This window comes from Methylobacterium sp. WL12 (assembly GCF_008039475.1).
Taxonomy (GTDB): domain Bacteria; phylum Pseudomonadota; class Alphaproteobacteria; order Rhizobiales; family Beijerinckiaceae; genus Methylobacterium; species Methylobacterium cerastii.
Window position 1 is genome coordinate 1 of the sequence record NZ_VRUW01000056.1, and the last position, 26176, is coordinate 26176.

21 protein-coding genes and 2 pseudogenes are annotated in these 26176 nt (G+C 70.3%); 10 read left to right on the forward strand and 13 right to left on the reverse strand.

Features of this window, described 5'->3' with window-relative positions; translation table 11 throughout:
• The 3 genes and pseudogenes from FV226_RS18520 to FV226_RS18530 form a co-directional block, all read right to left on the reverse strand.
• A pseudogene (locus FV226_RS18520) lies at positions 1-217 on the reverse strand (transporter); the annotation flags it as partial.
• A gap of 280 nt (positions 218-497) precedes the next feature.
• Positions 498-1196 (reverse strand): gamma-glutamylcyclotransferase, encoded by a 699-nt coding sequence (locus FV226_RS18525; protein WP_147764042.1) that lies wholly within the window; start codon positions 1194-1196, stop codon positions 498-500.
• A 60-nt stretch (positions 1197-1256) separates the two neighbouring features.
• The gene (locus FV226_RS18530; protein ID WP_147764062.1) at positions 1257-1613 is read right to left on the reverse strand and encodes a hypothetical protein; all 357 of its coding nucleotides are present in this window, start codon (positions 1611-1613) and stop codon (positions 1257-1259) included.
• 399 nt (positions 1614-2012) lie between these two features.
• Here FV226_RS18530 and recO point away from each other — a divergent pair, with 399 nt between their 5' ends.
• Both recO and parC read left to right on the forward strand, forming a co-directional pair.
• Positions 2013-2738, forward strand: a complete 726-nt coding sequence (gene recO, locus FV226_RS18540) for a DNA repair protein RecO (protein WP_147764043.1) — start codon at positions 2013-2015, stop codon at positions 2736-2738.
• 45 nt (positions 2739-2783) lie between these two features.
• Positions 2784-5030 carry a DNA topoisomerase IV subunit A gene (gene parC, locus FV226_RS18545; RefSeq protein WP_147764044.1) on the forward strand — a complete coding sequence of 749 codons (2247 nt, stop codon included), beginning with the start codon at positions 2784-2786 and terminating at the stop codon, positions 5028-5030.
• A 258-nt stretch (positions 5031-5288) separates the two neighbouring features.
• Here parC and ada read toward each other — a convergent pair whose 3' ends face one another.
• From ada to mgtE, 5 genes and pseudogenes are all read right to left on the reverse strand, one after another.
• Positions 5289-6350: a bifunctional DNA-binding transcriptional regulator/O6-methylguanine-DNA methyltransferase Ada gene (gene ada, locus FV226_RS18550; RefSeq protein ID WP_348644118.1), complete on the reverse strand. Its 1062-nt coding sequence runs from the start codon at positions 6348-6350 to the stop codon at positions 5289-5291.
• A 121-nt stretch (positions 6351-6471) separates the two neighbouring features.
• A pseudogene (locus tag FV226_RS28685) lies at positions 6472-6861 on the reverse strand (DNA-3-methyladenine glycosylase 2 family protein); the annotation flags it as partial.
• Between the two features lie 90 nt (positions 6862-6951).
• Positions 6952-10704 carry a PAS domain S-box protein gene (locus FV226_RS18555; RefSeq protein WP_187278795.1) on the reverse strand — a complete coding sequence of 1251 codons (3753 nt, stop codon included), beginning with the start codon at positions 10702-10704 and terminating at the stop codon, positions 6952-6954.
• A 97-nt stretch (positions 10705-10801) separates the two neighbouring features.
• The gene (locus tag FV226_RS18560) at positions 10802-11131 is read right to left on the reverse strand and encodes an Hpt domain-containing protein (protein WP_147764047.1); all 330 of its coding nucleotides are present in this window, start codon (positions 11129-11131) and stop codon (positions 10802-10804) included.
• A 121-nt stretch (positions 11132-11252) separates the two neighbouring features.
• Positions 11253-12653: a magnesium transporter gene (gene mgtE / locus FV226_RS18565; RefSeq protein WP_147751684.1), complete on the reverse strand. Its 1401-nt coding sequence runs from the start codon at positions 12651-12653 to the stop codon at positions 11253-11255.
• A gap of 483 nt (positions 12654-13136) precedes the next feature.
• Between mgtE and pqqA the strand changes: the two genes are divergently transcribed.
• Positions 13137-13226, forward strand: coding sequence for a pyrroloquinoline quinone precursor peptide PqqA (pqqA, locus tag FV226_RS29090; protein WP_147727216.1), 90 nt, complete (start codon positions 13137-13139; stop codon positions 13224-13226).
• 142 nt (positions 13227-13368) lie between these two features.
• Here the strand turns inward: pqqA and FV226_RS18575 are convergent, their stop codons facing one another.
• The 3 genes from FV226_RS18575 to FV226_RS18585 all read right to left on the reverse strand — a co-directional run bounded on the left by FV226_RS18575 (position 13369) and on the right by FV226_RS18585 (position 15563).
• Positions 13369-13881: a winged helix DNA-binding protein gene (locus FV226_RS18575; RefSeq protein ID WP_147751701.1), complete on the reverse strand. Its 513-nt coding sequence runs from the start codon at positions 13879-13881 to the stop codon at positions 13369-13371.
• A 162-nt stretch (positions 13882-14043) separates the two neighbouring features.
• Complete coding sequence (locus FV226_RS18580; RefSeq protein WP_147751685.1) at positions 14044-14499, reverse strand: DUF6163 family protein; 456 nt, start codon at positions 14497-14499, stop codon at positions 14044-14046.
• Positions 14499-15563, reverse strand: a complete 1065-nt coding sequence (locus tag FV226_RS18585; protein WP_147764048.1) for an enoyl-CoA hydratase/isomerase family protein — start codon at positions 15561-15563, stop codon at positions 14499-14501. Before FV226_RS18585 ends, FV226_RS18580 begins: the two co-directional genes overlap by 1 nt.
• 145 nt (positions 15564-15708) lie before the next feature.
• Between FV226_RS18585 and hemB the strand changes: the two genes are divergently transcribed.
• The 4 genes from hemB to FV226_RS18605 all read left to right on the forward strand — a co-directional run bounded on the left by hemB (position 15709) and on the right by FV226_RS18605 (position 18723).
• Entirely contained in the window at positions 15709-16782 is a 1074-nt protein-coding gene (gene hemB, locus FV226_RS18590; RefSeq protein WP_147764049.1) for a porphobilinogen synthase, read from the forward strand.
• On the forward strand, positions 16779-17141 hold the full coding sequence (locus FV226_RS18595) for a hypothetical protein (RefSeq protein WP_147764050.1): 363 nt from the start codon (positions 16779-16781) through the stop codon (positions 17139-17141). Before hemB ends, FV226_RS18595 begins: the two co-directional genes overlap by 4 nt.
• Positions 17142-17223: 82 nt before the next feature.
• Entirely contained in the window at positions 17224-17712 is a 489-nt protein-coding gene (locus FV226_RS18600; RefSeq protein WP_147764051.1) for an RDD family protein, read from the forward strand.
• A gap of 264 nt (positions 17713-17976) precedes the next feature.
• Positions 17977-18723 carry an arginyltransferase gene (locus FV226_RS18605; protein ID WP_147764052.1) on the forward strand — a complete coding sequence of 249 codons (747 nt, stop codon included), beginning with the start codon at positions 17977-17979 and terminating at the stop codon, positions 18721-18723.
• A gap of 102 nt (positions 18724-18825) precedes the next feature.
• Here FV226_RS18605 and FV226_RS18610 read toward each other — a convergent pair whose 3' ends face one another.
• On the reverse strand, positions 18826-20523 hold the full coding sequence (locus FV226_RS18610) for a methyl-accepting chemotaxis protein (protein WP_147764053.1): 1698 nt from the start codon (positions 20521-20523) through the stop codon (positions 18826-18828).
• A 200-nt stretch (positions 20524-20723) separates the two neighbouring features.
• Entirely contained in the window at positions 20724-22868 is a 2145-nt protein-coding gene (locus FV226_RS18615) for a TonB-dependent siderophore receptor (protein WP_147764054.1), read from the reverse strand.
• A gap of 365 nt (positions 22869-23233) precedes the next feature.
• Between FV226_RS18615 and purB the strand changes: the two genes are divergently transcribed.
• The 3 genes from purB to FV226_RS18630 all read left to right on the forward strand — a co-directional run bounded on the left by purB (position 23234) and on the right by FV226_RS18630 (position 26132).
• On the forward strand, positions 23234-24541 hold the full coding sequence (purB, locus tag FV226_RS18620; protein ID WP_147764055.1) for an adenylosuccinate lyase: 1308 nt from the start codon (positions 23234-23236) through the stop codon (positions 24539-24541).
• Positions 24542-24604: 63 nt separating this feature from the next.
• A complete protein-coding gene (locus tag FV226_RS18625; protein ID WP_147764056.1) occupies positions 24605-25462 on the forward strand; it encodes a D-amino-acid transaminase in 858 nt (285 codons plus the stop codon).
• Between the two features lie 328 nt (positions 25463-25790).
• Positions 25791-26132 (forward strand): hypothetical protein, encoded by a 342-nt coding sequence (locus FV226_RS18630; RefSeq protein WP_147764057.1) that lies wholly within the window; start codon positions 25791-25793, stop codon positions 26130-26132.
• Positions 26133-26176: the final 44 nt, after the last annotated feature.

Genomic DNA, 26176 nt, shown 5'->3' on the forward strand with positions numbered 1-26176 from the left:
GGACCGGGATGTTGATCGCGGTGTCGGCGCCGAAGGTGGCGTCGGGCCGGCGGTAGATGAAGGTGTTGATCGCGTAGACGCCCTCGGGCAGCGGCGCGCCGGTGGCCAGGCCGACCTGCTCGCCGGGAATGGTCGTCGTCTGCGCCTGCGCGGTCGAGACGGCCAGGAGGCCCGTGACGGCGGCGAGGCCTGCGACGATCGCGGTGCGTAACGACATGATGGATCTCAAGGTTGGAAGCTCGTGGGCGGCGGCGCGAATCAACGCGGCGGCGGTTGCCCGTTCTGTCTAACCGAGAATGATCGTCTTGCACGCCACGATGAACTCTGTTGAGCACGGTTAATCGCACCCGTTGCATTCACAGCACACGCGAACCCGTTCTTAATGGTTCGTTAACCTGGGGCCGTCGCGCGATGTGCAGGTTGTTGCAGTGCGTGATCTCGCGCGTCGCAACCCACGACGCCGTCTTCGGCCGTGACGCCCCCGATGCCGACCATCTCTACGGTGCGTCTGCGCCAGCCTCGCCGGCGCGCAGCCGATCGGCGACCAGGGCCTGCAGGGTCCACAGGTGCCGGTCGCGGATGCCGAGCGCCTCGCAGGCCTCGACCGTGCGGAACAGGTATTCGGCGCTCGGCCCGAGGTGCCCGCAGGCGGTCGCGATCCGGTCGGCGATCTCGGGCTCGGTGAGGCGGCCGGAATAGCGGTCGCTGTCGCGGTTCACCAGGAAGGTCAGCGCCGAGACGGTGCCGGCCTCCGTCGCCACCGGCAGCCAGCGCGCGACGTAGCCGCGCCCGCGCATCTCGCGGCGCCACACCGGCATCAGCGTCTCGCGCAGGTCGGTGCCGGGCAGCCGGAACGCGACGCCGCGGCAGGCGCCGCCACGGTCGAGCGCCAGAACGAAGCCGGGCCGCTCGGGGGTGCCGCGGAACCGACGCTGCAGCAGGCAGAACCGGCGGTGGAAGCCGCGCACCGTGCCGATCCGGCTCTCGGCGAAATCGAATTCCGGGCGCCACATCAGCGAGCCGTAGGCGAACACCCAGAGGTCGCCGCCGCCGGCGCGCTGCGCGATGATCGCGTCGAGGGCGGGCTTCAGCTCCTCGTCGGTCATCACCTGCAGGGCCGCGGCGTCGTCCGGCACCGGCACCGCGTGGGCCCGGGCGATGAGGTCGAGGGAGAGGGCGAGCGGCGCGTTTCGCATCGGTCCGGGGGAGCAAGGACGGGGCCGGGACAACCCGGCTCGGCCCCCGATGGTGCCGGACTAGGTCCCGGACTTGGTGTTCGACAGCGTGTCCAGCTCCGCGAACGGCTCGGTGCGGTGGCCCTGGCAGACCTCGTCGTCGTCGATCGCCGTCAGCGTGTCGGCCGCCTTGTCCTGGCGGACCACGACCTTCGGGCGCTCGCCCTTGCCGAAGCTGCGACCCTTCATGTGGCTCGACACGCAGTACAGCGTGCGCCCCCCATCCTCGAACGGCCCCGCGATGCGGCTCGACTCGAACCGCACCGGCAGCAGCGAGACCGATCCGAACGCCACCTGCCGAAGGGCGAGCGCGGCGATGCGCTCGCGGACGGGTTTCGCCGACGCGGTCGCGGGGGCGGGCGCCTCGCCGCGCGCCATGCAGCCGGAGAGCGCGAGGGCGACGGCGAGCGTGGCGGCGGCCGCCCGGAGCGGTCGGTCATCGAACGCCGCCGGTCGCTTCCCTCCCCCCTCTGCGGGGGAGGGTGAGCCTCGCGTCAGCGAGGGTCGGGAGAGGGGAGCGCCGTATCCGGAAACGTCGCTCCCCTCTCCCGACTTAGCTCGCGGCCCACCCTCCCCCGCAAAGGGGGGAGGGGGCGCGGCGTGGCGGCCTTGACGGAGCGTGCATAGGCGCAAGCGCCGGAAGGCGGTTTCGGTATTCGATATCCGCAGAAGCACCCCGACCTCCCCACGCCAAGCCTCATTCGATGCTACCGCGGCTTTCAGTCCTAGCAAACGCGAACTCTCACGCCGCGCACGGAAATCCCCTAAGGTGGGGCCATGCAATGGACCGATGACGCGCTGGTGCTCGGCGTGCGCAGGCAGGGCGAGACCGGCGTGGTGCTCGAGGCGATGACCCGCGCGCACGGGCGCCATCTCGGGCTGGTCCACGGCGGGCGCTCGCGCCGGATGCAGCCGGTGCTGCAGCCCGGGAACCTCGTGCGCGCCACCTGGCGTTCGCGGCTCGACGAGGGCCTCGGGGCGTTCGCGGTCGAGCCGCTGGATTCGGCGCTGTCGCGTCTGATCGGATCCGGCCTCGCGCTCTACGGCGTCGGCCACCTCGCGGCGCTGCTGCGGCTGCTACCCGAGCGCGATCCGCATCCCGATCTGTTCGAGGCGGCCCGCGTGCTGATCGCGCACCTGCACGACCGCACGGTGGCGCCGGTGCTGATGGTCCGGTTCGAACTGGCGATCCTGACCGAACTCGGCTTCGGGCTCGATCTCGGCGCCTGCGCCGCCACCGGCGGCAACGACGCCCTGATCTACGTCTCGCCGAAGAGCGGGCGCGCGGTCAGCGCCTCGGCGGGCGAGCCCTATCGCGACCGCCTGCTGGCGCTGCCGGCCTTCCTGCGCGACGGCGGGCGCCTGGAGGGGCCGGACGACGTGCGGAATGGCTTTACCTTGACCGGCTACTTCCTCACGCAGCACATCTGGGGTCCGCGGGCACTGCCGACCCCTGAGGACCGCACACGATTCGTCGCGGCCGGCCTGGATGCCGAGCGCTGATGTTCGTGTTATGTTCCACGTGAAACGTATGAGAACGGAGCCGTGATGGGCCAGCCCTTCGAGCCGCCGACCGGGGACGGCATCGAGAGCGTGGAGCTGAAGTCCGCGCTGGAGGAGCGCTACCTCGCCTACGCGCTCTCCACGATCATGCACCGGGCGCTGCCCGATGCCCGCGACGGGCTGAAGCCGGTGCACCGCCGCATCCTCTACGGCATGAGGCTGCTGCGGCTCGACCCGAACACGGCGCACAAGAAGTGCGCCAAGATCGTCGGCGACGTGATGGGCGACTTCCACCCGCACGGCGACCAGGCGATCTACGACGCGCTGGTGCGGCTGAGCCAGGACTTCGCGCAGCGCTACCCGCTGGTCGACGGGCAGGGCAACTTCGGCAACATCGACGGCGACGGCCCCGCCGCCTACCGCTACACCGAGGCGCGGCTGACCGAAGTCGCACGGCTGATCCTCGACGGGTTCGACGAGGACACGGTCGACTTCCGCCCGTCCTACAACGGCGAGAAGGACGAGCCGTCGGTCCTGCCGGCGGCCTTCCCGAACCTCTTGGCCAACGGCAGCCAGGGCATCGCGGTCGGCATGGCGACGTCGATCCCGCCGCACAACGCGGCGGAGCTGTGCGACGCGGCGCTCTACCTGATCGCCAACCCGGCCGCGACCTCGGCCCAGCTCGTCAGCTTCGTGCAGGGGCCGGACTTCCCCACCGGCGGCATCCTGATCGATTCGGCCGAATCGATCGCCGAGGCCTACCGCACCGGGCGGGGCGCCTTCCGCGTGCGCGCCCGCTGGACCAAGGAGGATCTGGGCCGCGGCACCTGGAACATCGTCGTCACCGAGATCCCCTACGGCATCCCGAAGGCGCGGCTGATCGAGAAGCTCGCCGAGCTGCTGCAGGAGAAGAAGCTGCCGCTGCTCGCCGACGTGCGCGACGAGTCGGCCGAGGACGTGCGCGTGGTGCTGGAACCACGCTCGCGCAGCGTCGACCCGGTGATCCTGATGGAATCGCTGTTCCGGCTGACGGAACTCGAAGCCCGCATCCCGCTCAACATGAACGTGCTGGTCGGCGGCCTCGTGCCCCGGGTGATCGGGCTCGCCGAGGCGTTGCGCGAATGGCTCGACCACCGCCGCGTCGTGCTGCAGCGGCGCTCGCGCAACCGCCTCGGGCAGATCGAGCGCCGGCTCGAGATCCTGAACGGCCTGCTCATCGTCTACCTCGACCTCGACGCGGTGATCCGCATCATCCGCGAGGAGGACGAGCCGAAGGCGGCGCTGATGGCGCATTTCGGGCTCACCGAAGTGCAGGCCAACGCGATCCTCGACACGCGGCTGCGGAGCTTGCGCAAGCTCGAGGAGATGGAGCTGAAGCGCGAGCTCGACACGCTGACGAAGGAGAAGGACGGGCTGGAGGCGCTGCTCGGCTCGGACGCCGCGCAGTGGAAGTCGATCACCCAGCAGGTCCGCCAGGTGAAGAAGACCTTCGGGCCCGACACCAAGCTCGGCGCGCGCCGCACGACTCTGCAGAACCCGCCCGACACCGCCGGCATCGACTTCACCGCGGCGATGGTCGAGCGCGAGCCGATCACCGTCATCGTCTCCGACAAGGGCTGGATCCGGGCGCTGAAGGGCCACGTCGCCGACCTGTCCGGCGTCGCGTTCAAGGGCGACGACCGGATCAAGATCGCCTTCCCGAGCGAGACCACCGCCAAGATCCTGGTGCTGGCCTCGAACGGCAAGGTCTTCACCCTCGACGCCTCGAAGCTGCCGGGCGGACGCGGCTTCGGCGACCCCATCCGCCTGATGGTCGACCTCGACGACGGCACCGAGATCGTCGCGGCCTTGCCCTACCGCCCGGAGACCCGCCTGCTGATCGCGGGCTCGGACGGGCGCGGCTTCCTCGCGCCGGCGGACGCGCTGGTCGCCAACACCCGCAAGGGCAAGGGCATCCTGAGCCTCGACGGCGACGCCAAGGCAGTGGTGCTGGTGCCGGCCGAGGGCGACCACGTCGCGGTGACGAGCTCCGACAAGCTGCTGCTGGTCTTCCCGATCACAGAGCTGACCGAGCTCGTCCGCGGCAAGGGCGTGCGCCTGCAGCGCTGCCGCCAATCGAGCCTGGTCGACGCCTGCGTCTTCCCCCTCGCCGAGGGCCTGCCCTGGCGCGACGGTTCACCCGAGGGCCGCCTCGCCCAGCACAGCGTGCTGGAGAAGTGGACGGGCCACCGCACGGATGCCGGGACGCTGATGACGCGGAGTTTCCCGAAGTTCGAGCGGTTCGGGAAGTAGGGCGAAACATCGGATGCCGCTCGGCGGCGGCTTTCCCTGACCGGCCACGTCCATCCCCTCGCCCCGCTGGCGGGGAGAGGGCTTCGGCGACCTCGTCGTCGCCGAAGCGAGGCGGCAGCCGAAGGTGAGGGGGGGCCGAAGCAGCCTCGTCCTGAGCCGCCCCCTCACCGTCGCTCCGGCTACGCCTCTCGCCTCCCGGCTGCACGACGGGGTGCAGCCGGGCCTCTCCCCGCGCGCGGGGAGAGGGGAACCCGCGGCTCAAGCCTTCACCGGTTCGACCCCTTCTCGAGCGAGCAATGCGCGCTTGCGGTCGATGCCCCAGCGGTAGCCGGAAAGGGCGCCGTCGGCGCGGACCACCCGGTGGCAGGGGATCGCGACCGCGAGCGCGTTGGCGCCGCAGGCGCGGGCGACCGCCCGCACCGCCGCCGGCGTGCCGATGCGCGCCGCGATCTCGGCATAGCTCGCGGTGGTCCCCGCCGGGATGGTTCGCAACGCCTCCCAGACCCGCTGCTGGAAGGCGGTGCCGCCGATGTCCAGGGGCAGGGAGACCGGGCGGGACGGTGTTTCGACCAGGCCGACCACCTGCGCGACCAGCGCCGCGAAGCCCTCATCGCCGCCCGCGAGCGCCGCGTTCGGGAAGCGGTCTTCCAGGTCGCGCAGCAACGCGTCCGGTTCGTCGCCGAGCAGGATCGCGCAGACGCCGCGGGTCGTCGCCGCGACGAGGACCGCGCCGAGGCTGCACGCCGCGACCGCGAAGCGGATCGTCTCGCCGGCTCCACCCTTGCGGTAGGCGGCCGGCGTCATGCCGAGGCGTGCCCCGGCGTAGAACCGGCTCGCGGCGCCGTAGCCCGCCTCGTACAGGGCTTCCGTGACGCTGGCCGCGCCTGGCAAGGCTTTGGCGACACGCTCGGCGCGACGGGCCGAACCGTAGGCCCGCGGCGTGACGCCGATGGCCGCCTTGAACACGCGGTGGAAGTGGAACGGACTCATCCCGGCGGCGTGGGCGAGGTCGTCGAGGGTGGGCGCGGTCTCGGACTCGTCGATCAGACGGCAGGCGCGGGCGACGGCCTCCGCGCGGCGGGTCTCGCGCGACGCCTCGTCAGGCCGGCAGCGCCGGCACGGGCGGAAACCCGCCGCCTCGGCTGCCTCGCAGGTGGCGTGGAAGGCGACGTTTCGGGGAAGCGCCGCGCGCGACGGGCAGCTCGGGCGGCAATACACGCCAGTGCTGCGCACGGAGTAGACGAAGCGGCCGTCGAACGCGCCGTCGCGGGCGGCCACCGCGGCATGGCGAGCGGCATCCGACAGGTCTGCGGGGGACACGGTTCCCAACGTCGGCATCGCGACCTCTCGGGTGGTGGGTGCCGGATCGGCCCCCTGTGCGTCCCTTGGAATGGCGCGTCTCGGTGTTCCCGGCATCCCGTCCCTTGCTCTCGAATCCCGCGGCGGCATCCGCCACCCAGAGATGCATCGCCGCGTAGGCGCGATAGGGTCGCCACGCCTCCGCCCGCCGAAGAAGCTCGGCAGGATCCGGGCGCCCGGCGCCGACATCGAGCGCCCGCATCAGGCCGACGTCGCCGCCGGGTAGGGCGTCCGCCGCGCGTAGGACGCGCATGGCGATGAACCGCGCCGCCCACGGCCCGATGCCGTGGATCGCGGTGAGGCGGCGGACCGCTATGGCGAGGTCCTGTCCCGGCGCGAACAGGTCCGGCTCGGCGAGGCTGGATTCGGCGAGCGCCCGGATCGCGGCGCGCCGCGCGCGTGGCATGTCGAGCATCTTCGCGACATCCGCCGCGGCGACGGCCTCCGGGGTGGGGAACAGATGGCTCAGCCCCAGGCCGGCGGCCGACCCGAACGGCATCCCGCCTTCGTCGGCGTTCCGGCCGGCGAAGTCGTGGCGCGTCGGCGTCATCCGCGACGCGGATCAGCCGGCCGCCCGCCGCAGCGGCTCGGCGTCGCGACCGGGCAGCCAGCGCGCGATGGTGTCGTAGAGGACCGCGCGGTCGAACGGCTTGCCGACGTGGTCGTCCATGCCGGCCTCGCGGAACTGGCGCACCTCGGCGGGCAGGACGTTGGCGGTCATCGCGATCACCGGCACGTTCGCGCAAGCGCCCTTCAGGCGGCGGATCATCCGCGTCGCGGTGATGCCGTCCATGCCCGGCATCTGGACGTCCATCAGCACGAGGTCGAAGGCGCCGTCCTCCACCGCCATCACGGCGGTGGCGCCGTCGGCGACCACCTCGACGGTGTGGCCGGCGGCCTCGAGCACAAGGCGCGCAAGCTCCTGGTTGATCTCGACGTCCTCGACGAGGAGGATGCGCCCGGTCGCCTGGGGCGCGGCGACGGGCTGCGCGGCGATGGCGGCGGCGACGTCGGCGGCGCGGGGAAGCGTCACCGTGAACCAGAAGGTCGAGCCCTCGCCGTCGTCGGAGGCCACGCCGATCGTGCCGCCCATCAGCTCGACGAGGCGGCGGCTGATCGCGAGGCCGAGCCCGGTCCCGCCGAAGTCGCGGCCGACCGAGTTGTCCACCTGCGAGAAGCGTTCGAACAGCCGGTGCTGCTTGGCCAGCGGGATGCCGATGCCGGTGTCGGTCACGCTGAAGCGGACGGTCTCGCCTGCATCCGTGGTGCCGGCATGGCGCACCGCCAGGGTGACGCTGCCGCGCCGCGTGAACTTCACCGCGTTGTTGAGGAGGTTGAGCAGGATCTGGCGCAGGCGCGCCTCGTCGCCCAAAAGGCTCCGCGGCAGGTCGGGATCGATCCGGGCGATCACGGACAGGCCCTTGGCGGCGGCCAGCCCCCGCACGATCGAGAGCCCGTTGTCGGCGAGCGCCGCCGGAGCGAAGGCGCGGTGTTCCAGGTCGATCGCCCCCGCCTCGACCTTCGAGAAGTCGAGGATGTCGTTGACGACGGTCAGCAGGGCCGAACCCGAGGAGCGCGCCAGCTCGGCGTGGCGCCGCAGGTCCGGCGCCAGCCGCTCGGCGCGGGCCAGCAGGTCGGTGAAGCCGATCACCGCGTTCAGCGGCGTGCGGATCTCGTGGGACATCGCGGCGAGGAAGTCGGTCTTGGCCAGGCTCGCGCGCTCGGCCTCCAGGCGCGCCGCCTCGGCTGCGGTCTTGGCCGCCTGCAACGCCAGCTCGGCGTTCTTCCGCTCGGTGGCGTCGAGGTTGAGGCCGATCACCCGCACGGCGCGGCCCGATGGATCGTAGTAGGCGCGACCGAAGCATTGCAGCCAGCGCACGACGCCGTCCTCGCCCGCGACCCGGACCTCGGTGACGAAGGTGCGGCGCGACGTGATCGCCTGCGAGGCGACCGAGAAGGCGTTCTCCCGGTCCTCCTCCACCATCAGGGCCTTCCATGCCTCGATCGACAGGTGCAGGGGTTGCGTCGTCGACACACCGTGCAGCCGCGCGCTCTCGGGCGAGAGCATGACGGTGCCGGCCACGAGGTCGAGATCCCACGAGCCGGCCTCGGCCGCGTCCTGGGCCAGCCGCAGCAGGTCGCTGGTCTCCTCCAGGGAACGCCGCGCCGCGATGATCTCGTCGATGTCCAATGCCGTGCCGAGCCAGCCGACGACCGCACCCGCCTCGCGGATCGGCATCATCACGATCTTGTGCCAGCGGTAGGCGCCGTCGTGCCGGCGCAGACGGCCCTCGACCTCGTGGCCGCGCTCCTCTCGAATGGCGGCGGCGCAGGCCGCGTCCATGCGCGCGGCGTCGTCCGGGTGGTTGGCGGCGCGCCTCTCCGCCAAGCCGGTGCCGATCGAACCGTAATACGCCTCGAAGCGCTGGTTGACGTAGGCCGCCCGGCCGTCCTCGGCCCGCATGATCCAGACGAGCTGCGGCAGCGTGTCGGCGAGCGCCCGGTAGCGCGCCTCGCTCGCTCGCAGGGCGTCCTCGGCCTGGTGGCGCGCATCGATGTCGCGCACCGAGGCGACGAAGCCGGCCGGCTGCCCGGCGGCGTCGCGCACGAGGCGCCACGAGCCCTCGACCCAGAGGTAGGCGCCGTCGCTCCGGCGCAGGCGATAGCTCGCGACCGCGGTCTCGGCCTCGCCCCGCGAGAGGCGGCCGACCATGGCGGTGAGGGTCGCCACGTCGTCCGGGTGGGCGTCGTCCTCGGGACGGGTGCCGACCATGTCCTGCGGCGACCGGCCGAGCAGGGCGTGCGAGGCCGGCGACGCGTAGATCCGCCGGCCGTCGCGATCGACCTGGACGATCATGTCGCTGGCGTTGTCGGCGAGCAGCCGGTAGCGCGCCTCGCTGCGGGCGATCGCCTCCTCGGCGCGGCGCAGGTGGGTGATGTCGCGCACGCTGACGAAGACGCGGGCGACGCTGGTGCCGCCGGCCTCGCGCAGGGGCACGAGGATCACCTCGAAGCGATGGGTTCCGTCGCCGTGGACCCGTTCCTCCGCGCGCCGCAACGGTTCGCCGGAGCGGATGACGCCCTCGATGTCGGCCCGCACGATCGCCGCGGTCCCGGGCGGCATCACGTCCTCGGGGACCTTGCCGCGGACCTCCTCGGGCAAGCGCCCGATCAACGCCGCGGCGCTCGGGTTCAGGGTTTCGAGGGCGAAGCTGCCGTCGGCCGCGACGGCGTGGACGAACAGGTGGTCGGTGGCGTTCTCGAACACGCCGCGGAACAGGGTCTCGGCTTGGCCGAGCGCACGGTGGGTCTCGACCAGCAGCCTTTCGCGCCGGCGCCGGCGTTCGAGTTCGATGAGCAGAAAGAGGCATCCGAGCAGGATGACCGCGCTCGCGGCCACGCCGACCGCCAGCGCGTTGCGCCGCTCGGTGACGAGCGGCGCGAGCACCACGTCCACCGACTTGCCGACCGTGACGACGAGCGGCAGGTTCTCTGTGGTGCGATAGCCGAAGATCCGCGGGCGCCCGTCGAGGCCGCTCGCGATCTCGTAGACTCCCGCGGGTGCATCCGCGAGCCTCGCGAACAGGCCCCTGCCGTCCGGGCGCAGCGTCAGGTCGCGCTCGTACATGCCGGCCATCGCCGGCTCGCGGATGCGGACGTAGCCGTCGCGCCCGAACAACCCGACGACGGAATCCGCGCCGACATCGAGCGCCTTGAAGCGGCGGGCGAGGTAGTCCGGGTCGACGGCCACCATCAGGACGCCGCCGAAGCTGCCGTCGGGGCGGGTCAGGCGGCGGGCGAGGTTGAACGTGAACGTGTCCATCAGCCGGCCGCGGATCGTGCGCCCGACATAGAGGCCGGCATCGGGGTTGTCCGCCAGCGCCCGGAAGTAGGGCCGGTCCGCCACGTTGGTCTTGCTGAGGGCGGAGGGCACCGCGTCGCGGGTGGCCACGAGGTCGCCGTTCTCGTCGAAGATCGCGATCTGGCGCGCGCTCTCGGCGAGCATCGTCGCGCGCTTCGACCAGGTGGCGAAGTCGAAGGCCTTGGGGTCGTCGGCGTAGTCGGCCTCGATCAGGCGCATCACCTGGTCGACGCCCTCGATCAGGCGCGACACCTGCTCGGCGAGCGCGATCGACAGGTTCAGCACATCGCGCCGCGCCTGGACCACCTCGCCCGCGCGGCGCTGGTCGAGGTGGAACAGCAGGCCGAGCCAGACGAGGGCGAGGAACACGAGGCCGCCGGCGGCCACCAGCGCCTGCGGCAGGCGCCCGGCGAGGCGGCTCGGCGACGGATCGGCCGCCCGGCGTCCCGTCATCTCAGACGTTCCCAACATCATTTCGCCCGTTCCGAGGCCTGGTCCGCGGAACCGTGGCATACCGATCGTGACGAAACTGAATACGCGGCGCGCGGTCTCAGTGCGTCTGCGCGGCGTCTTCCAGCGCGCGCACGGTCTCGTCGCGGAGCGCGCGGATCTCGGCGAGCGCCGGCGCGAGGTCGCCGCCGCCCTTGGCCTGCGCCTCGAGGGTGCGGCAGGCGTCGGAGAGCCGCTCGCACCCGAGCATGCCGGACATCGAGATCAGGGTGTGCGCTTCGCGCGCGACCGAACCGGGCTCGCGGCTGTCCTTCGGGAAGGCGGTGCGCAAGCTGTCGGTGAAACGGACGAGCAGCCGCTGAAGCTTCTCGGCGCCGATCACGCCGCCGAGGTCGTCGAGGACCGGGCGGCTGAGCAGGGGCAGTGTCACGGGCGCGCTCCGGGCGTCTCGGCGTTCAGGCGTCGTCTTCGCGGGCGACGCGCGCTTTACGTCGGCGCAGAGGGTGAAGTTTCCCTCACCGATCCATCGCAGGCGTCGCGGGCGCAATCCGTCAGAGCAACGTACCGCGCAGGATCAGCAGCGCCACCGAGAAATAGATCACCAGGCCGGTCACATCGACCAACGTGGCCACGAAGGGCGCCGAGGCGGTCGCCGGATCGAACCCGAGCCGCTGCAGCAGGAACGGCAGCATCGAACCCGAGAGGGAGCCGAAGGTGACGATGCCGACCAGCGCCCCGCCGACGGTGGCCGCCACCAGCGGCCAGTGCTCGCCGTAATCGTACAGGCCGGTCTTCTGCCAGATCGCGATGCGGACGACGGCGATCACGCCGAGGATGGCGCCGAGCACGAGGCCGGTGGGCAACTCCCGCAAGGCCACCCGCCACCAGTCGCGCAAGGAGATCTGATGCAGGGCCAGCGCCCGGATCAGCAGCGAGGTCGCCTGGCTGCCGGAATTGCCGCCCGAGCTCATGATGAGCGGGATGAACAGCGTCAGGACGATCGCCTTCTCCAGCTCGCCCTCGAAGCCCTGCATGGCGGAGGCCGTCAGCATCTCCGACAGGAACAGGGCGCAGAGCCAGCCGGCGCGCTTCCGGATCATCGTCATGAAGCCGATGTCCATGTAGGGCTCGGGCAGAGCCTCCATGCCGCCGAAGCGTTGCACGTCCTGGGTCTGCTTCTCGACCATGGCGTCGATCATGTCGTCGACGGTGACGATGCCGATCAGATGGCCGACGGCGTCGACCACCGGCAGGGCGAGGAGGTCGTATTTCGAGATCAGCCGGGCCGCCTCCTCGCGGCTCGCCGTCGGCGACACCGCGAGCGGCCGCCGGCCGGCGGCGACCGAGAGCACGTTGTCGTCGGGGTTGCCCGAGATCAGCCGGCGCAGAGGCACGGCCTTGGTCAGCGCCCGGGTGCGCGGGTCGAGCACGAAGATCGCGTAGATGGTCTCGCGAGTCTTCTCGACGCTGCGGACGTGGTCGAGGGTCTGCGCCACCGTCCAGGTGCCGGGCACGGTGACGAACTCGGTGGTCATCAGCGATCCGACCGTCTCCTCGCCGTAGGCGCTGAGCCGGTCCACGGCGCCGCGGGTCTCGGCGTCGAGGCGCGCCCGCAGGTCCGAGCGCCCGGGCTCCTCGATCTCGCGGAACACGTCGGTGACCCGGTCTGCCGACATGCCCGACAGGAAGGTCGCCACCCGGTCGCGCGGGAGCATCTCGATGATGTCGGCGGCGTCGTCGAGCTCGGGCTGATCGAGCACCTCGATCGCCCGGTCGTGCGGCAGGCCGAGCAGGATCGCGGCTGCGACCTCGGGGGCCTCGGCGTTCAGCGCCTCGACGATGTCGGGCGCGCGCTCGTCCGAGAGGCGGGCGGCCAGGACGGAGGGGTCGACGCGCGGATCGATCGGCGCGACCGCGTCCGGGACCGGCGGACGGGAAACCTGTTGAACCATGGGCCTCGCCTCGCGGGCTCGGCGGCGCGCCCTACGGCACCGGCCGCGACCTGCGGCGCGGCGGAGCCCGGCGCGGGCCCCTCAGGACCTCAGGCGGGATCGCGACGTGCGGCCGGGCACGGCTCGGACGATCGGTCTGGCGTGTCGCTGGGCATCGGGATCTTCGTGGGAAGGGCGCATGCGGTCACCGAAGCCCGGCTCACCGCGCGCCAGCCTGTGCGCCCGGCGCCGCGACCCGTCAAGCGAAAGGATGGCGGCGTCGGATCGGGGGGCGACGGGGTTCGGCCGCCCGGGCTGGCGATCGTGGGCGATCGGCACCATATGTCTGATCAGGCACGCAATTTTGGCTCGAACAGGGTGAAGGCGCACCGGATCGGCAGGTCGGGCTTCGATCTTATGAGAAATATAAGTGTAGCGCCCGCTTGTATTGCGCCCAAGGTATCGCCTATCTTCCGGTCATCGAAGTTCACGAGGAGAAACGCCATGGCCTGGTCCGCCCCCATCGTTCAGGAAGTCTGCGTCGGCATGGAAGTCACCAGCTACGAGTCGGCCGAGATCGACACCTTCAACTGAGCACCGGTCTGCTGCGAACGCGGCCGGTCGACGGAACGCCGCTCCCTCGGGGGCGGCGTTTTTCGTTTGCGTCGCGCAAAAACGAAAAAGCCGGCCGTCCCTCGCGGGCGGCCGGCTTCGTCGTCCTCGGTGTCGGCAAGTTTCAGAGGCGGTAGCGGATCTGGTCGGTCCAGAACCGCTCCAGGCGACCGAGCGCGACGTTGAGCCGGCCGAAGTCGTCGTCCGAGATGCCGCCGATCGGCTGGATGGTGCGGGCGTGCTTGTCGTAGAGGCCCTGGATGATGTCGTGGACCATGCGGCCCTTGTCGGTGAGGCTGATGCGCACCGAGCGGCGGTCGGTCTTCGACCGGGCGTGGTGGAGGTAGCCGGCCTCGACGAGCTTCTTGACGTTGTAGGAGACGTTCGAGCCGAGATAGTAGCCCTTGGTGCGCAGCTCGCTCGCGGTGAGCTCCTTGTCGCCGATGTTGTAGAGCAGCAGCGCCTGGACGCTGTTGACGTCCTCGCGGCCGCGACGCTCGAACTCGTCCTTGATCACGTCGAGCAGGCGGCGATGCAGGCGCTCGACGAGGTGGAGCGCCTCGAGATACGAGCCGGTCACGACCCCGGTCTCGGGGGCGGCGGTGGTCTCCGAGATCTTGACGGCCTGGGACTTCATCGTGTGCCTCATCCGGTGGTTCTGCCGGAACATCTGCTGTCCGGCGCCGCTCATGGGGTGAACCTAGGCGGCGGAGATGAAAGGCGCTCTAAGAGACACGATGAATTCGCGATTTACTTCTGTCGGTAAATGCAAAGTGAAGCGATCCGAATAACCTCTCGTTTACCGCGCCTCCTGCGCCGCAAGCCAAGAGAATACGAAGTAGATCACTACGATACTGGACTCGGCCAAGACCAGCGCCAGCGGCGTCTGCAGAAGCTGCGGTGTGAGGACGGCGAGCGTCAGCATCGAGGTCACCGCCAGCAGCCAGACGACGCCGCCCCAGGCGCTGGTGAGCCACAGGCCGATCGCGGCGTTGGCGTCGATCACCGCGAAGTAGATCAGCGCCGCCTGCCGGCCGAACGGCTCCAGCGCGAACGGGCGATGCCCCGGCACCACGTCGAGGATCGTCGCGAACGAGAACACGCTCTTGGCGAGCCAGGCCAGCGCGGTCAGGCGCATGAACCAGACCAGCACCGTGTCCCAGGTGCTCTTGGGCGCGGCCGCGCGCCGCTCGATGCGGTCGCCCGGCGCGTCGCCGACCGCGCTGCCGCGGGTGATCCGTCCGACCTTGCGCATTAGGAGAACCGCGGCTCCGGCCGCTCAGTCGGGCCGAAGGCGGCGCGCACCGCGTCGCGGTCGACCGCCTCCAGGGTCGCCGGCCGCCAATCCGGTCGTCCGTCCTTGTCGATCAGCACCGCGCGCACGCCCTCGAAGAAGTCGTGGCCGCGCATCAGACGGGTGACGAGGCGGTATTCGGTGAGCACGGCCGCGGGAAAGTCGAGCGCGGGCCCGCGGGCCATCTGCTCGCGGGCGATGCACAGGCTCGTCGGGCAGCGGGTGCGGATCAGCGCCGCGGTCTCGGCGGCGAAGGTCGAGCCGGCCGACGCCGCGACGTCGAGGCGGCCGAGGATGTCGGCCACGTCGTCGGCGGCGAACGCGTCGTCGATCAGGCTGCGCTCGGCCACGAGCGGACCGGTCGGGGGAAGCGGGGCGCCGGTCCCGATCGCGTCGGCGACCGGTCCGCCGTCGGACAGCCGGTCGAGGATCGCCTCGAAGCCCTGCGCCGGGGCGTAGGCGGTGGCGAGGCCGATCGCGAGGGCGTCGCCGGGACCGACCCGGCTGCCGGTGAGGGCGAGATAGGTACCGATCCGTCCCGGAAGCCGGGGCAGGGCGTAGGTCATGCCCACGTCCGGAAACAGGCCGATGCCGACCTCCGGCATGGCGAAGACGTAGCTCTCGCAAGCCACGCGGTGCGCCCCGTGCAGGGAGATGCCGACGCCGCCCCCCATCACCACGCCCTCGATCAGCGCGACGACCGGCTTCTCGTAGCGCTGCATGCGCGCGACGAGGCGGTACTCGGCCTGCCAGAACGCGAACACGTCGTCGAACCGCCCGGCCTTGCCGCAGGCGGAGATGTGGCGGATGTCGCCGCCGGCGCAGAAGGCCCGGCCGCCCGCGCCACGGATCGCCACGCGGGTGACGCCGGCATCCGCCGCCCAGGCGTCGAGCTGCGCGTGCAACGCGTCGATCATCCCGAGGGAGAGCGCGTTCAGGGCCTTCGGCCGGTCGAGGGTGACGAGGCCGAGCGCGCCCCGCCGCTCGAACCGGATCTCGTCGTTGGCCGCTTCGGCTCCGCTCACGATGTGCCCGCTCCGTTCCCGTCCACGCGATCGTTGCGCGGTTAGAGGCCGACCGGGCGCTCGCGTCAACGCGCCGGGCTTCGCCGGCTCGGGCACTTGTGCTAGGCCGCGCCACCCGCGAACCGATCACAGCGAACGCGATCCCATGTCCCGCGAACATCCGTCCGACGACACGCCCCGGCCGCGCCCCCTCGCCGTGGAGACCGCGCGCGAGGATTCCCGCGCCGCCGGCCTGAAGATCACCCAGCGCCCGCGGCGCAACCGCAAGGCCGACTGGTCGCGGCGCCTCGTGCGCGAGCATACGCTGACAGTCGACGACCTGATCTGGCCGATGTTCGTGATCGAGGGCACCGGGCGGCGCGAGCCGATCGCCTCCATGCCCGGCGTCGAGCGCCTGAGCGTCGACGAGATCGTGCGCGACGCCGAGCGCGCCGCGCGCCTCGGCATCCCGGCGGTCTCGTTCTTCCCCTACACGGAGGTGAGCTTGCGCGATCCGACCGGCTCCGAGGCCCTGAACCCGGACAACCTCGTGTGCCGGGCGGTGCGCGCGGTGAAGAAGGCGGTGCCGCAGGTCGGCATCATGACCGACGTGGCGCTCGATCCCTACACCAGCCACGGCCATGACGGCCTGCTCGCGGACGGGGCGATCCTCAACGACGAGACCGTGGCGCTCCTCGTCGAGCAGAGCCTGATCCAGGCCGAGGCCGGCACCGACATCATCGCGCCCTCCGACATGATGGACGGGCGCGTCGGCGCGATCCGCGCCGGGCTCGACAAGGCCGGCTACCTCGACGTGCAGATCATGGCCTACGCCGCCAAGTACGCCAGCGCCTTCTACGGCCCGTTCCGCGACGCCATCGGCACGCAGGCGGCGCTGGTCGGCGACAAGCGCACCTACCAGATGGACCCCGGCAACGGCCTCGAGGCCCTGCGCGAGGTCGCGCTCGACCTGGAGGAGGGCGCCGATTCGGTGATGGTGAAGCCGGGCCTGCCCTATCTCGACATCATCCGCCGGGTGAAGGACGAATTCGGCGTCCCGACCTTCGCCTACCAGGTGTCGGGCGAGTACGCGATGATCGAGGCGGCCAGCCGCAACGGCTGGCTCGACGGCGACCGCGCCATGGTCGAGAGCCTGCTCGCCTTCAAGCGCGCCGGGGCCGACGGCGTGCTGACCTACTACGCCCCCCGCGTCGCCGAGCGTCTGCGCGCCGGGGCGTGAGGCGCCGGCTCCTTGCCGCCGGCGTGCTCCTCGGCTTCCTGGGAGGCCTGGTCGCCTGCGAGAGCGCAGTGCAGCGGCAGCGCCTCGACACCTGCCGCCGCGCGGTGCCGGCGCTGGTGCCGGACGAGACGGCGGTGCGCATCCTGCGGGCCGGCACCGGCTCGGCCCCCGACAGCGTCCGCGTCGACTACGTGCTGGGCAACCAGCCCCACTTCGCCCTGTGCCGCTTCAACGCCGGCGCAGTGCTCGAGGGCGTCTCCACCGATCGCAAGGCGCTGTCCGAGTCCTCCCTCTACCTGCTCAAGCGCTACTATCTCGACAGCCCGGACGCTCAGGAGCCGAAGCCGAAGGCGCCATGACGGCGCGCGAGCGCCCCGGCCTTGAGGGGGGCTCGGGCACTTCCCATGTGACGGACCAGCGACGTCACGCGAGACCACCGCCATGCTGAACCCCCGTCCCGAATACGCCCGCCCGTTCGATGCGCCCGGCTACCTCCCGCCGGTGGCGATGCCGGCCGTCCGCGCCAGCCTCGGCGGGCGCACGGTCGCCTACATGCTCGACATCCTGTTCATCCTCGGCTTCACCGCCCTGCTGTCGGTCGCGATCGCCTTCGTCGGCGTGGTCACCTTCGGCCTGGGCTGGGCCCTGTTCGCGATCCTGCCGGCCAGCGGCGTGATCTACAGCGCGATCACCGTCGGCGGGTCGCGCCAGAGCACGCTCGGCATGCGGATGATGGGCCTGCGCGTCGTCGCGCCCGAGAGCGGGCGGCCGGTGGACATCCTCACCGCCGCCGTGCACGCGCTGCTGTTCTACGTGGCGGTCTCGACCTTCCTGCTGTGGTTCCTCGACCTCGCCTTCGGGCTCGTCCGCGCTGACCGGCGCCTCGGCCACGACGTGCTCCTCGGCCTCGCGGTCGTCCGCGCCGGCTAATACCAAGTTTCATGGGTAGGAACCCATGAGGTCCGGCGGATTGCCGCCGCCCCGCAGTCGCGGGGGCCGGACCTCGATGAGTCGGGCTCATCGCGGTCTGGTATAAGCCGCGAACCTCCGCCGCGGCGTCGCCTTCCCCGGCGGCGGCCCCGGCGAAAATGTCGCCGCGGGATTGCCGGCAACCCATTGAGCGCGGCCGCGGCCGCGTTACACTGCGGATCGCGGCCCGGCGCAGGAACCCGTGGCGAGAGGGCAGCGCGAAGCGTGACGAGCCATCCGCGCGACACACCGCAATTCTACCTGACGGCGCCGTCGACCTGCCCTTACCTGCCGGGCCAGGAGGAGCGAAAGGTGTTCACGCACCTCGTCGGACGACGCGCCCGCGACCTCAACGAGATCCTGACGCAGGGCGGCTTCCGCCGCTCGCAGACCATCGCCTACCGCCCCGCCTGCGAGACCTGCCGAGCCTGCGTCTCGGTGCGCGTGGTCGTCGCCGACTTCGCGCCCGGCGGCAGCCAGCGCCGCATCCTCTCCCGCAACGCCGACCTCGTCGGCACGGCGGAGCCGAACCGCCCGGCCTCGGAGCAGTACGCCCTGTTCCGCCGCTACCTCGACGCCCGCCACGGCGACGGCGGCATGGTCGACATGACGGTGCTCGACTACGCGATGATGATCGAGGACAGCCACGTCGACACCCACCTCGTGGCCTATCGCCGCCGCGGGCCGGACACGGCGATCCACGGCCGCGGCGTCGGCGGGCTGGTGGCGTTGTGCCTCACCGACGTGCTCTCCGACGGCCTGTCGATGGTCTACTCGTTCTACGACCCCGCGGAGGCGCACCGGAGCCTCGGCACCTACATGATCCTCGACCACATTCGCCGCGCCCGCGAGATGGGTCTGCCGTACCTCTACCTCGGCTACTGGGTCGAGGGCTCGCGCAAGATGGACTACAAGGCGCGGTTCCTGCCGCAGGAACGGCTGATGCCGCAGGGCTGGGTGCGGGCGGAGTAGGCGGCCGTTTCGGACGTCGAGGGCTGCTCGGGCGGTGCGCCTTCGCGCAGTCCGAAAATCCGGGCGGCGTCGGCCGCCGCCCGGGATGTCGTGACGACGCCTTCAGGCGGCGCGGACGGTCCGCAGGAACCGATCGACCTCGCTCCCGAGGTGCTCGGATTGGCGCGACAGCTCGGAGGCCGCCGACAGCACCTCGTTTGCGGCAGCGCCGGTTTCCTCTGAGGCCTGCGCCACGCCGGCGATGTTGCTGGTCACCTCGGTGGTCCCGGTCGAGGCCTGGGCGACGTTGCGGACGATCTCCTGGGTCGCCGCGCCCTGCTGCTCGACGGAGGCGGTGATCGAGGCGGCGACCTCGTTGATCTCGCGGATGCGCGCCGCGATCGAGCCGATGGCGGTGACGGCCTGGCCCGTCACCCCTTGGATCTGGCCGATCTGGGTGCCGATCTCCTCCGTGGCCCGGGCCGTCTGGCCGGCCAGCTCCTTGACCTCGCTCGCGACGACCGCGAACCCGCGGCCGGCCTCGCCGGCCCGCGCCGCCTCGATCGTGGCGTTGAGCGCCAGGAGGTTGGTCTGGCTGGCGATGTTGGAGATCAGGCCGACCATGTCTCCGATCCGGGCGGAGGCCTGGCTCAGGGCCTCCACCAGATGCAGCGTCTGGTCGGCCTCGCCCACCGCCGTCCGGGCAAGGTCGGACGAGCCGGCGACCTGCCGGCTGATCTCCTGGACCGAGGAGCCGAGCTCCTCTGCGGCCGCGGCCACCGTGTGGACGTTGGCGGCGGCCTCCTCCGCGGCGGCGGCCACGGTGATGGACTGGTTCGCGGTCTCGGTCGCGGTCGCCGTCATGGTCTGGGCGGTGGCCTGCAGCTCGGTCGCGGAAGACGAGACCATGCCGATGATGCCGCCGACCGCCTGCTCGAAGCCGTCGGCGAGGGCGAACATCGTCCGCTTGCGCTCGGCGCCGGCGGCTTCGTCGGCGATGCGCTTGATTTCGGCCTGCTCGGAGGCCTTCTGCGCCACCATCGCCTTGATGCCCTCCACCGCACGGCCGACGGCGCCGATCTCGTCGCCGCGGTCGGCCGCCCGGATCGTGGCGTCGACGTCGCCCTTGGCCATGCCCTGGAGAACGTTCACCAAGGACCCCAGAGGCCGGGTGATGCCGAATACGACGATGGTGCAGGCGAGCGCGAGGGTGCCGAGCAAGCCCGCCGCCGTCGCGGTGATCAGCGTGGCGCTGGCGCTTGCGGCGGAGGCCTCGGCGTTGTCGCGAGCCTTGCGGAGCTCGTTCGTCAGCAGCTCGACCCGCGGCTGGACCATGTCGCGGACCTTCATGCGGAGTACCACCCCCTCCCGAAGGAGCATCGCGCTGGCCGCGTCGCCCGCATTCTTGAGGCCGAGGACGTTGGATTGGTCCGTCACCGCGAAGAACTCGGTCAAAGTGTCGGCCAGCTTCTGGTTCGCCGCCTTGCGCTCGGGCGTGTCGGACATCGCGATGAGCTTCGCGGCGAGGTCGAGGCTGGTCTTCACGGCGTCGTCGTAGCGCGCCTTGTAGGCGGACTTCTCCTCCTGACGGGTCTCGATGATGATGTTCCGAGCCTGGACGGAGGCCTCGTTCAAAGCGATCCGGATGCTCAGGATGCTTTCGAGGCGCGCCGCCTGGACGTCGACCAGGCTTCGCGTCTGCCGCGCCGAGTCGAGGAGGATCGTCCGGGCGTAGAGGCCGATGCCGAGCGTGACCAGGGCGATCAGGAAGAAGGGGATTGCGACTTTGAAGATGATCTTCATGTCGGCCAGATGGCGCATGATTGTATTCCGATAGGCGCGCGGGGTGCGATGACAGGATGCCCGATTTTGGGTTTACAATCTGTCACTGTACAACCAGTGCGAAGCCCTGCCTCCGCACTTGCACGCCGCTCGGGATCCTGCGCCCGCGCCGGGTCGGGTCGGGTCGGGTCAGGACGGGAGACGCCCCGCCGGCCCCGCCCCGAAGCGCGCGCCGTCCATCAGAACCGTGCGACCACCTGTGCACGGATGGTGCGCGGCGCGCCGGGCGAGATGTTGTTGTTGTTGTCGGCGGTGGCGATGTAGCGCCGGTCGAACAGGTTCTCGATGTTCACCTGCGCCCGCACGAACTCGTTCACCTGGTAGAACAGCCCCAGGTCGATGCGGGTGTAGCCAGGCAGGCGGACGGTGTTGTCCGACGCGGCGAAGGTGTGGGTGTAGTTGAGCACGCCGACGCCGACCGAGAACTGCTTCGTCACTTCGAACTTGTTCCATAGGGTGAAGGCGTTGATCGGCACCAGGCCGACGGTGTTGCCCTTGACGATCGTCGCCGAGGTGGCGCTGTCGATGCGGGCGTCGGTCAGCGCGTAGCCGCCCGCGACCTGCCACCAGTCGGTGACGTAGCCGTTGGCGCCGATCTCCAGGCCCTGGGTGTTGGTCTTGCCCGAGAGGATGAAGAAGCCCGGGTTGTTCGGGTCGGCCAGGCGCTGGTTGAGGCGGTCGAGGTTGTAGATCGCGCCGGTGAGCTGGAACGTCGGCGAGACATCGTACTTCACGCCGACCTCGGTGTTCTCGAACTTCTCCGGCTGGGCGATGACGAGCCCCGGCGTGAAGTTGCCGATCTGGTCGCCGGAGGAGGGCAGGTACGAGACGCTGTAGCTGCCGTAGATCGCGAGGTTCGCGAGCGGCTTCAGCACGATGCCGGCGCGCGGCGAGACGAGGTCGTCGACACGGTTGAAGCTCTGCTTGAGGATGCGGTTGTCGTTCTGGAAATCGAAGTGGTCGTAGCGAAGGCCGCCGACGACCTGGAGCCAGTCGGTCACGTCGATCTGGTCCTGCGCGTAGACCGCCGCGAGCCCAAGGTTGTAGCGCGCGTTCGCGTCGGTCGTGCCGTTGTTGCGGAAGGTGATCGGCATGCGGGTGATCGGCGCCAGCGGGTTCACGGTGATGCTGGTGGCGATGTTGTTGAAGAACGCCGACTGGCGGAACACCACGCCTTCCTGGTAGCCGAGCTCGAAGCCGCCGAGCAGGGTGTGGCGCATGTCGCCGGTCTGGAAGCGGTAGGTGAAGTCGTTCTGGTTGAAGTAGTTTCGGCGGTCGGTCTCGTTGCGATAGCCGGTGATCGACACCGAGGTGCCGGCGTTGTTCACGGCGCCGCCGGGCAGCGTGTTGATGTAGTACCGCTCGTAGTCGGCGAAGCGAAGCTGGCTGTGCAGCTCGACCCCCGAATCGAACCGGTGGTCGAGGATCGCGGTGGCGATGTTGGCGTCGACCTTGGTGAAGTTCACGTCCGGGTTGCCGAAGAACGTCCGCAGGTTGTCGCGGTAGCGGTAGGGCCGGCCGAATTGCGAGGGGATGCCGCGATCGGGGAACCGGTCGTCATGGAAGTACTCATACGAAAACTTCAACGTCGTCTGCGGATCGATGACGATGGTCGCCGTCGGGTTCAGCCCGTAGCGATGCAGGTCGCCGAACTGGCGGAAGGTGCCCGAATCCTCGGCGACGGCGTTCAGGCGGAAGAACACACTGTCGCTGATCCGGTCGCCCACGTCGAACGCGACGCGCTTGTCGCCGAACTGGCCGCCGCCGGCCACGATCTCGCGGACGCGGTAACCGTCCGCCTCCTTCAGGACGCGGTTCACGATGCCGCCGCCGCCGCCACGGCCGAAGATCAGCGAATCGGGGCCCTTCAGCACCTCGATCCGCTGGATGTTGTACAGGTCGCGGAAGTACTGCACGTCATCGCGGACGCCGTTGACGTAGAAATCCGCGCTGGTGTTCTGCCCGCGGATAATAAGCTGGTCGCGGTTGCTCTCGCCCTGGGCCGGGATCACGCCCGGCACGAAGCGCAGCTGCTCGGTGAGGTTCTGGTAGTTCTGGTCCAGCACTTGCTCGCGCGTGACGATGGTGATCGATTGCGGCGTGTCGATCAGGGCGGTGTCGGTCTTCGTCGCGCTCCGGGTGCGCTTGGTGAGGTAGCCGACGGTGTTGCCGTTCAGGCCCTCGACGCTGAGCTGGTCCAGGGTCACGTTGGCCTCGCCGGCGGGCGCCGGTTGTGCTGGGACGACTTGTGCAACCGCCGGCGCGATAAGGAACGACGAGCCGAGAAGCGCGGCCAGGAGGCGCGGCGAAGGTGCGATCTGCATGATGACGGGTCCCGATGTCGTAGTTCTTGGTTCGCGAGCCCACGAATGCTTCGGGGGCGCTATTGCGGCTCTACGCGCAATCGCGAACAGGACAAGGGATACGACGCAAGACTAAGCCGTGATGTTTTGCACTCGTTCTAAGAACGACTACAACGTCTGCGCTAAACCGCCCTCGGCATTGCGCAAAGTCCTTGCGGTTTTCATCCTGGATCCGTTCCAGATTGTTTCCGATCGTTACAGTCTGTGTCCAAGTTGCAACGCTGACGTCGGCCATCCTCCGTTCCGGCGGGCGGCCACCGCGCGTTGAGCCGCCCGGCGGCCCATGCTAGGCGCGCGGCTCGGACCAGCCCGTAGACGAGACGCCGATGATCCCCCGCTACAGCCGCCCCGCGATGACGGCGATCTGGTCGCCGGAAGAACGCTTCCGCATCTGGTTCGAGATCGAGGCGCACGCCACGACCGCGCTGGCGGAGATCGGCGTCGTGCCGAAGGCGGCCGCCGACAAGGTCTGGGAGAAGGGCCGCGACGCGGTGTTCGACGTCGCCCGCATCGACGAGATCGAGGCGGTGACGAGGCACGACGTCATCGCCTTCCTGACGCACCTGTCCGAGATCGTCGGGCCGGAGGCGCGCTTCGTCCACCAGGGCATGACCTCGTCGGACGTGCTCGACACCTGCCTCAACGTGCAGCTCGTGCGTGCCGCCGACATCCTCATCGCCGACGTGGACGCGCTGCTCGCCGCCCTCAAGCGCCGCGCGCTTGAGCACAAGCTCACCCCGACGATCGGCCGCTCGCACGGCATCCACGCCGAGCCGGTGACCTTCGGCCTCAAGCTCGCCCAAGCCTTCGCCGAGTTCGCGCGCAACCGTGCGCGGCTGGTCCTGGCGCGCGAGGAGATCGCCACCTGCGCGATCTCGGGCGCCGTCGGCACCTTCGCCAACATCGACCCGCGGGTGGAGGCCTACGTCTCCGAGAAGATGGGGCTGACGCCCGAGCCGGTCTCGACCCAGGTCATCCCGCGCGACCGCCATGCGATGTTCTTCGCGACGCTCGGCGTCGTCGCCTCGTCGCTCGAGCGCCTGGCGATCGAGGTCCGCCACCTGCAGCGCACCGAAGTTCTCGAGGCGGAGGAGTTCTTCTCGGAAGGGCAGAAGGGCTCGTCGGCGATGCCGCACAAGCGCAACCCCGTGCTCACCGAGAACATCACCGGCCTTGCCCGCATGGTGCGTTCCTACGCGATGCCGGCGATGGAGAACGTGGCGCTCTGGCATGAGCGCGACATCTCACATTCCTCCGTGGAGCGGATGATCGGACCGGACGCCACCGTCACCCTCGACTTCGCGCTGGCGCGCATGACCGGCGTGATCGACAAGCTGCTGATCTACCCGGCTCAGATGCAGAAGAACCTCGACCGCCTCGGCGGCTTGGTCCACTCGCAGCGGGTGCTGCTCGCTTTGACCCAGGCGGGGGTCAGCCGCGAGGATGCGTATCGGCTGGTTCAGCGCAACGCGATGCCGGTCTGGCGTGGGCAGGGCGACTTCCTCGCCCTGCTCAAGGCCGACAGCGAGGTCGCCGCCGCGTTGTCGCCCGAGCAGATCGAGGAATGCTTCGATCTCGGCTACCACTTCAAACACGTAGACACGATCTTCTCACGAGTGTTCGGCGACAGCTGAGCGACCCGCACGAATCCTGCTTGAGGCAGGTTCATCATACGTCCCGAACACGAGGCATCCGCCGTGGCGTCACCCCGCATCGTCTACCTCAACGGGGAGTTCCTCCCCTTCGACCAGGCCCGCGTGCCGGTGATGGACCGCGGCTTCCTGTTCGCGGACGGGATCTACGAGGTCTCGGCGATCATCGAAGGGCGCCTCGTCGACAACGCAGCGCATCTCGCCCGCCTCGACCGGTCGCTTGGCGAGATCGGCATCCGCAACCCGCACGACGCGGCGGAATGGGAGCGGCTGCAGACGGAGCTCGTCGCGAAGAACGGCGTCGTCGAGGGTTTGGTCTACATGCAGGTGACGCGCGGCGTGTACGAGCGCGACTTCGCCTTCCCGCCCGCCGACACGCCGCCGACCGTGATGATGTTCACGCAGGCCAAGACCGTGATCGCCAACACGCTGGCCGAGACCGGCGCCAAGGTCGTCACGGTCGAGGATCTTCGCTGGAAGCGCCGCGACATCAAGTCGGTGGCTTTGCTGGCGCAGGTGCTTGCCAAGCAGGCGGCGGCCGAGGCTGGCGTGGCCGAGGCCTGGATGGTCGAGGACGGCGCAGTCACCGAGGGATCGTCCTCCACCGCGTTCATCGCCACCAAGGACGGGCGCCTGGTCACCCGCCCGCTCTCCACCGCGCTCCTGCCCGGCATCACCCGCGCGGCGGTGATGCGGCTTGCCGCCGAGACCGGCCTGACGGTGGAGGAACGTCTGTTCTCCGTCGACGAGGCGCACGCGGCTTCGGAAGCCTTCTACACCAGCGCCTCCGCCTTTGTGATGCCGGTGGTCGCCATCGACGGCCGCCCGATCGGGGAGGGCGTCCCAGGCCCCGTGGCCCGGCGCCTACGCGAACTCTACATCGCGATGGCGCGGGGGGATTGAGGCCGGCGGTTCGGTCGTCCCCCAGCCCGCCACGCCTTCCACGGTCATCGCACGCCCGAGCTTTCCTGAAACGGCGCAGGTCCCTTCTCCCATGGGGAGAAGGGCAGGATGAGGGGCGTGGCCGCTCCGGATACGGCACGCCCCCCACCCCAACCCTCTCCCCCTGGGAGAGGGAGCCGCGTGTTGGTTCGGGTCGGCGACGGCGTCCGAAGGACGGACATGCCGCAAGGCTCTTCGACATGCAGAGCGGTGTCGCACTTCCGGCGACAGGAACGGTTTCCCGACCTCGGTGTTTGCTTCCCGATCGTGAACGAGAGGGAGGTCTTCGTTGTCCAAAGTCCTGACGGGGCTCGCCGCCTCGGTCTTCGCGCTGGTCGCCACGGCCGCGCTCGCCCAGAATCCCGATGCGCCGCTGAAGGGTCGCGACACCGATCCAGTGCTGCCCCCCCAGAACCAGACGCCGCCCGAGCGCGTGCGCCCGAACGCCGACGCGCCGCCGAACGATTCCACCCTGAGCGACAAGCTGCGGCAGAGCGACGGCGTCATCAAGCCGCCGGGCAACGCGGCGCCGGGCATGGTGGTCGAGCCGCCGAACCCGAACGCCGGTTCGATGCCGGTGATCAAGCCGGGCGAACTGCCGGGTCAGAAGCCCGGCACCGAGGCCAAATAGCGCTCGGCCCTGCAGCCATCCCCCGCGGCTTCGGCTCCGGCGGG

Bases quoted from the DNA above. Each gene is read 5' to 3' on its own strand.
- pqqA (WP_147727216.1), top strand. From the start codon at position 13,137: ATGGCCTGGTCCGCCCCCATCGTTCAGGAAGTCTGCGTCGGCATGGAA.
- FV226_RS18610 (WP_147764053.1), bottom strand. From the start codon at position 20,523: ATGCGCCATCTGGCCGACATGAAGATCATCTTCAAAGTCGCAATCCCC.
- recO (WP_147764043.1), top strand. From the start codon at position 2,013: ATGCAATGGACCGATGACGCGCTGGTGCTCGGCGTGCGCAGGCAGGGC.
- FV226_RS18600 (WP_147764051.1), top strand. From the start codon at position 17,224: ATGCTGAACCCCCGTCCCGAATACGCCCGCCCGTTCGATGCGCCCGGC.
- FV226_RS18575 (WP_147751701.1), bottom strand. From the start codon at position 13,881: ATGAAGTCCCAGGCCGTCAAGATCTCGGAGACCACCGCCGCCCCCGAG.
- FV226_RS18555 (WP_187278795.1), bottom strand. From the start codon at position 10,704: ATGACGGGACGCCGGGCGGCCGATCCGTCGCCGAGCCGCCTCGCCGGG.
- FV226_RS18580 (WP_147751685.1), bottom strand. From the start codon at position 14,499: ATGCGCAAGGTCGGACGGATCACCCGCGGCAGCGCGGTCGGCGACGCG.
- FV226_RS18615 (WP_147764054.1), bottom strand. From the start codon at position 22,868: ATGCAGATCGCACCTTCGCCGCGCCTCCTGGCCGCGCTTCTCGGCTCG.
- mgtE (WP_147751684.1), bottom strand. From the start codon at position 12,653: ATGGTTCAACAGGTTTCCCGTCCGCCGGTCCCGGACGCGGTCGCGCCG.
- FV226_RS18525 (WP_147764042.1), bottom strand. From the start codon at position 1,196: ATGCGAAACGCGCCGCTCGCCCTCTCCCTCGACCTCATCGCCCGGGCC.
- FV226_RS18530 (WP_147764062.1), bottom strand. From the start codon at position 1,613: ATGGCGCGCGGCGAGGCGCCCGCCCCCGCGACCGCGTCGGCGAAACCC.
- purB (WP_147764055.1), top strand. From the start codon at position 23,234: ATGATCCCCCGCTACAGCCGCCCCGCGATGACGGCGATCTGGTCGCCG.
- hemB (WP_147764049.1), top strand. From the start codon at position 15,709: ATGTCCCGCGAACATCCGTCCGACGACACGCCCCGGCCGCGCCCCCTC.
- parC (WP_147764044.1), top strand. From the start codon at position 2,784: ATGGGCCAGCCCTTCGAGCCGCCGACCGGGGACGGCATCGAGAGCGTG.